Annotated in this window: 1 protein-coding gene; it reads right to left on the reverse strand. The window is 75.1% G+C overall.

The genetic code is table 11. The features are described 5' to 3' along the window. Positions 1-293, reverse strand: a 293-nt coding sequence (locus G3I65_RS24975) for a hypothetical protein (protein ID WP_160698256.1), incomplete at its 3' end; no start/stop codon positions are given. Positions 294-334: the final 41 nt, after the last annotated feature.

The following is a 334-nucleotide window of genomic DNA, read 5'->3' on the forward strand; positions in this document are numbered from 1 at the left end:
GACGCGGCGTCGACGGCGGGCGAACCCGCTGCGGCAGCCGCGATCGCGGCGCGGGCCGCGTCGGTGAAGGGGCGGAACACCCCGGCGAACGCGGTCCGCCAGCCGCCGCTTTCACGTGAAAGCTCCGCCCCCAGGTCGTCGCTTTCACGTGAAAGCGACGCTTCGGCGAAGTCGACCCACGCGGGGCGGGTGCCGGGGCGCCGCTCGTGCGGGGTCAGCCCGGCCGCCCACCAGGTGGGCGGGAGCGTCGTGGTCGCCGGGTTCGGCTGCGGGGGAATCACGGGATCGAGCATGCCAGCGGGTGACGCCGGTTACATGGGGGTGCTACGCCCGC

Source organism: Amycolatopsis sp. SID8362 (assembly GCF_010550475.1).
GTDB lineage: Bacteria > Actinomycetota > Actinomycetes > Mycobacteriales > Pseudonocardiaceae > Amycolatopsis > Amycolatopsis eburnea.